Origin of the sequence: Arthrobacter sp. Hiyo1 (assembly GCF_001263615.2) — a bacterium.
In the GTDB taxonomy this organism is placed as follows: domain Bacteria; phylum Actinomycetota; class Actinomycetes; order Actinomycetales; family Micrococcaceae; genus Arthrobacter.
Window position 1 is genome coordinate 120,452 of record NZ_DF952471.1, and the last position, 5,017, is coordinate 125,468.

The window sequence follows — 5,017 nt, forward strand, 5'->3', positions numbered from 1 at the left end:
AGCCTCGTGGCCGTCCACGTCACCACCCCTCCCGGCAGCGACCGCTTGGCAGGGGCAATGGCGCAGTTGCTGGCGCCCGACGGCACCGCGTCCCGGGCAGGTTTGTACAACGCGCTCTCGGGTTCCGCGCTGCGCTACGTTTCGGGCTACCTCGACGGCACCACCGCCGTCGTGAACCTGAGCGGTTCACTTCGCCCTGGAGGCGTGTGCGACAACCCGCGGATCGAGACTCAGCTGGCGCAAACCGCGGTGGCGGCTACGGGAGCATCCCAGGCAGCGATCTACATCGACGGGAATGCCCTGGCGGACGTCCTGAGTCTGCGCTGAGGTGGCCAGTCACTCGAAGAGCGCATCCATGTCTGCGTAGCTCCGGCTTCCGGCGAGGCCCGACCAGTTCCCGTCGCCAAGAACTTCCATGGCCAGCCTGGAGACCTTCGCGTAGGCCGCCCTGGCAGTACTGCCGCCGATGCTGATCCGCCGCACGCCGACGTCGTGCAGTTCTCCGGGCGACGGCGAACCCAAGCCGGCCAACGCATTGAGCGGTACGCCGATCCGCCGGGAAAGTTCGTGCAGGACATGGAGGTCCGCCAAGCCGGGCACGAATATTCCGTCCGCCCCTGCCCGCTGATAGGCATCCGCCCGGCGCAGCGTTTCCTCATATGCAGTGTCCGGGAACTTTCCAGACCAATAAGTGTCCGTTCGCGCATTGATGAACAGCCGGACGCCCGCGTCCTCGGCAGTCTGCCTGATCAGCGCGATGCGCCTGGACTGTTCAGTGATCTCGCTCAACGGCTGGTCCGCCGAGTCCTCGATGTTGATCCCGACGGCGCCCGCGTCCAGCACCGCTCGAACCGTGGCCTGGAGTTCTTCGTCTGCGCGTCCGTACCCGGTCTCGATATCCGCGGTCACGGGCAAGCGGGTGGCCTTCGCTATCCGGGCCAGCGCCTCCATTGCGAGGTGCCGCGGAAGGTGGTCACCGTCCCGGTACCCCAGGCTCCAGGAGACTCCCGAGCTGGAAGTCGCCACCGCCGTCGCGCCCGCTTCCTCGACCATCCGCGCAGACGCGGCATCCCACGCATTAACCAGCACCAACGGCGCATGCGGCACGGCATGGAGCTCGTGGAAGCGGAGGGCCTTGGATTCGAGTTCGGGGTGCGTCGTCATTGCTCTATTCCAGCCTTCCTCTGTCCGGACGTAAAGCGCTTCGCACCGCGAATCCAAAAAATGGGATGAAACATCCGTTGCCCAATTGGCAACTCCGGGGAGTATCCTTTCCATGTGACCCACGAAACATTGGATGCCGGGCCTGAATTGCCCGCGGAAGCAATCGACGCAATAGAGCGAGCAGCAACTGCCGCACACCGCCACGAGGAACTTTTCTCGGAGCGCGCCGCCAACATCAAGCAGTCCGCTGTGCGTGACGTCTTCGACATTTCAATGCGGCCGGGACTCGTGTCCCTCGCTGGCGGAAACCCCTATCTGCAGTCCCTGCCCCTCGAGAAGCTCGGCCAGACCGCGGCCCGCATCATCGCGGAAGAAGGCATGACGGCACTGCAGTACGGCGGCGGCCAAGGCACCGAGGAACTGCGTACCCAGATCTGCGAGATCATGGCCGCGGAGGGCATCATGGACGCCCGCCCGGAGAACGTGGTGATCACCGCCGGTTCCCAGTCGGCCCAGGATGTCGCCACGAAAGTCTTCTGCAATCCTGGCGACGTCGTCCTCGTGGAAAACCCCACCTACGTGGGTGCCCTGAACACCTTCGAGGCCTACCAGGTCCAGGTTGAGACCGTGGACATGGACGACAACGGCTTGGTTCCGGAGCTCCTCGAAGCCAAGATCGCTGCGCTTCAGGCCGAGGGCAAGACCATCAAGTTCCTCTACACGATCCCCAACTTCAACAACCCCTCCGGCATCACGCTTGCTCCGGCGAGGCGTCAGCGCATTGTCGATATATGCCGCAATGCGAATATTCTGGTGCTCGAAGACAACCCTTACGGTCTTTTGCGCTTCGACGGCAAGCCGTTGGAACCAATGCGTGCCGCGAATGAGCACGACGTCATCTACATGGGCTCGTTCTCCAAGATCTTTGCCCCGGGACTGCGCATCGGGTGGGCCCTGGTACCCGAGCACTTGCAGCGGCGCTTCTACCTGGCTTCGGAAGCCGTGACCCTATGCCCTCCCACCCTGAACCAGATGATCATCTCCGCATATCTTCGGGACTACGACTGGCGCGGGCAGATTGACACCTACCGGGCCCTGTACGAGGAACGCTGCAATGCCCTGCTGGTGGCGCTGGAAGAGCACATGCCTTCCGGGCTCAGCTGGACCAGGCCCGAGGGCGGCTTCTTCGTCTGGGTCACTTTGCCCGACGGCGTCGACACGTATCCGCTGCTCAAGAGGGCAATCGCCGCGGGGGTCGTGTTCATCCCCGGCGCGGCGTTCACGCACTCGGACGAACCATCCAACAAACTGAGGTTGGCTTTCAGCGCAGTGCCACCGGAGTCCATCGCCGAAGGTGTCCGCCGATTGGCGCCGGTTTTGCAAGAAGCCATTGATGTCATCAGCAAAGGAGCAGATATATGAGCGGAATAGTCCTCGTCGGAGTCGACGGCAGCGTAACAGCGAGAAGGGCCGCCGATTCGGCAAAGAATTTGGCGACCGCACTGGGCGCGGAACTCCGCGTCATCACCGCTTTTGAAGGCGCCCACGTGGAGGTCGTCGAAAGCGGAGGGGACAAGTGGATTCTCTCCGACGCCGACGCCGCGGAGAAGGTCGCCAGCAAAGTCGCCGCAGAACTCGCCTCCGAGCAATTGACCACCAGCTACGGGGCCGTCTTCGGCAAAGCCGGAGAGGCCTTGGTCAAGGAAGCCGAACGAGTGGGTGCCCAAGTGATCGTGGTCGGCAACCGCCGTATGCAGGGACTGGCCAGGGTTCTCGGCAGCGTTGCGAACACGGTGGCGCACAACGCGCCGTGCGACGTCTACATTGCCAAGACGGACGAACCGTAGGGAACACGCCGACCCCTGGACTTTGACGGGGATCACGCGTTGTGGTGGGCGGTCTCACCCCGATTTTGGCCGTGCGGCTAGGATGCCGCCGATAAAATTGAAGTGGCCCCCAAGGGCGCGAGCCGCCCATCACATCAACGTAGGGGATCCCTTTTGCTTACTCTGCAGCCGCGCCAACGCGTCGGACACGACATTCTGCTCGCCCGCCATGGCAACCACATCAGTTCCATGCGCTTCGACCGGGCGAATGACCGCATCGTGGCACTTCTCGACGACGGCTCGGTAGACAGCGCCCCGAACATGATCTCCCCGTTGCTCCAGATGCCGGAGACCTTCCGCAGCATCCTTCGCTCCGACTGGAAATTGTTGCTTGTGGTTGCTTCCGCGATGCTCGCCGTCGGAGCCCTGGCGATGGTGCTGTCATTCGGAATGATCGGCAGCATGAGCGATCAGCAACTGCGCGACCTCGCGCTCAGCTACACGTCCTACTAGCCCGCGGAAATTGCCGAGGCATGGCCGCTGATTTTCCACACGAGGCTGACTGCGGCCAACACCGTGATGCCGCCAATCAGTGCAAGGATCATCGCTGAGACGCTCGTCGGGGCGTGGATGAGATTGAGGGCCACCAGCCCCACGACGACGGACACGAGCGCAAGCATCAGCAACGGCGCCCGCTCCTTGCGATCACTGACGTGGTGGTCGCTGAGTTTGCCGAGCCGCACCATGAGCAGGACGTAGGCCAGCGGCAGCGCGCAGACAAAGAGCGCCGCCAGGACACCGAACCATATCGTGCCCGGGAAGCCTGGTTCCACCGCAGGGCTCAGGAGCAGCAGGACGGATACGACGGCGGGCGGCTGGAAGACTTCCGTCAGGACCCTGGCAACGCGGTGCCGCTCTCCCCTAACGCCGCGCTGCCCGCGCCGCCCGTCCTTGATGCCGCGCTGCTCAGTCAAGCAGCAGGGCAGGTTCTTCGAGGATGGATGCTACGTCGGCCATGAAACGGGCAGAGAGGTCGCCGTCCACCACGCGGTGGTCGAACGAACCGCCAAGCGTTGTGATCCAGCGGGGGATGACCTCGCCGTCGAGCACCCACGGCTTTTGCTTGATGGTGCCGAACGCGACGATTGCCACCTCACCGGGTTGATAATAGGCGTTCCGGTGTCGATGCCCAGGGCGCCGATGTTCGTGATGGTCAGCGAGCCGCCCTGCATCTGCGACGGCTGGGTCTTGCCGGCGCGTGCCGTGCTGGCAAGCTCATTGAGGGCGAGGGCCAGTTCCTTGAGGGAAAGATCCTGGGCATCCTTGATGTTCGGAACCATAAGCCCTCGCGGCGTCGCCGCGGCAATGCCCAGGTTCATGTAGTGCTTGACGTGGATCTCCGCGTTTCCGTTGCCATCGGCGTTCTCCACCCAGGTCGCGTTAACGCTCGGATTGCGCGCCGCGGCCCAAATCACAGCCTTCGAGAGGATCAGCAGCGGCGATACTTTGATTCCCTCAAAGTCCCTGGAGGCCTTGAGCCGCTTGACGAATTCCATGGTGCGGCTGGCATCCACGTCAACGAAGATACTCACGTGCGGCGCCGTGAAGGCCGACTCCACCATGGCCTTGGCCGTGGCCTTGCGGACGCCCTTGACCGGGATCCGTTCCACTCGCTGATCCTGCGGTTTCTTGGACGCACCCCAGAACTTGTCTGCTTGGTCCACCTCGGCATCGCGCTGCGACTGGTAACTGACCAGATCCTCACGGGTCACTTCGCCGCGGGCTCCGGTGGGAACGACGTCGGCCAGGTCAATCCCAAGTTCACGGGCGATCTTGCGCACGGGCGGCTTGGCCAGCACCCGGTTGACGAGGCCACTGACCGTTGCACCGATGCCGGTGAGACCCGGCGCCTGGTTTGCGGATGTCTGGCTTGCGGATGTCTGGCTTGCGGCTGCGGGCTGTTGTGCGGCAACGGGCGACAGGGCCGGAGCGCTGGGCTCTGCCACCCGCTCGACGGCGGTCTCGAC

6 protein-coding genes and 1 pseudogene are annotated in these 5,017 nt (G+C 63.7%); 4 read left to right on the plus strand and 3 right to left on the minus strand.

The window, feature by feature from the left end; translation table 11 throughout:
- On the plus strand, window positions 1-327 hold a 327-nt coding region (locus tag AHiyo1_RS12085), incomplete at its 5' end, for a GerMN domain-containing protein (protein WP_059388727.1).
- A gap of 9 nt (window positions 328-336) precedes the next feature.
- Here the strand turns inward: AHiyo1_RS12085 and AHiyo1_RS12090 are convergent.
- Window positions 337-1,164, minus strand: a complete 828-nt coding sequence (locus AHiyo1_RS12090; protein ID WP_059388728.1) for an isocitrate lyase/PEP mutase family protein — start codon at window positions 1,162-1,164, stop codon at window positions 337-339.
- 114 nt (window positions 1,165-1,278) lie between these two features.
- Here AHiyo1_RS12090 and AHiyo1_RS12095 point away from each other — a divergent pair, with 114 nt between their 5' ends.
- From AHiyo1_RS12095 to AHiyo1_RS12105, 3 genes are all read left to right on the plus strand, one after another.
- Window positions 1,279-2,586: an aminotransferase-like domain-containing protein gene (locus AHiyo1_RS12095; protein ID WP_059388729.1), complete on the plus strand. Its 1,308-nt coding sequence runs from the start codon at window positions 1,279-1,281 to the stop codon at window positions 2,584-2,586.
- On the plus strand, window positions 2,583-3,011 hold the full coding sequence (locus AHiyo1_RS12100) for a universal stress protein (protein ID WP_059388730.1): 429 nt from the start codon (window positions 2,583-2,585) through the stop codon (window positions 3,009-3,011). The genes AHiyo1_RS12095 and AHiyo1_RS12100 overlap by 4 nt, the downstream gene beginning before the upstream one ends.
- 153 nt (window positions 3,012-3,164) lie before the next feature.
- On the plus strand, window positions 3,165-3,503 hold the full coding sequence (locus AHiyo1_RS12105; protein WP_113990649.1) for a hypothetical protein: 339 nt from the start codon (window positions 3,165-3,167) through the stop codon (window positions 3,501-3,503).
- Here the strand turns inward: AHiyo1_RS12105 and AHiyo1_RS12110 are convergent.
- Together AHiyo1_RS12110 and AHiyo1_RS12115 are read right to left on the minus strand one after the other, a co-directional pair.
- On the minus strand, window positions 3,500-3,964 hold the full coding sequence (locus tag AHiyo1_RS12110) for a hypothetical protein (RefSeq protein ID WP_059388731.1): 465 nt from the start codon (window positions 3,962-3,964) through the stop codon (window positions 3,500-3,502). The genes AHiyo1_RS12105 and AHiyo1_RS12110 overlap by 4 nt on opposite strands.
- Window positions 3,957-5,017 (minus strand): annotated as a pseudogene (locus AHiyo1_RS12115) (dihydrolipoamide acetyltransferase family protein); the annotation flags it as partial. The gene AHiyo1_RS12110 and the pseudogene AHiyo1_RS12115, both read right to left, overlap by 8 nt.

What these genes read in the sequence shown, in the direction of transcription:
- AHiyo1_RS12090 (WP_059388728.1), bottom strand. Translation starts at nt 1,164, where the DNA reads ATGACGACGCACCCCGAACTCGAATCCAAGGCCCTCCGCTTCCACGAG.
- AHiyo1_RS12100 (WP_059388730.1), top strand. Translation starts at nt 2,583, where the DNA reads ATGAGCGGAATAGTCCTCGTCGGAGTCGACGGCAGCGTAACAGCGAGA.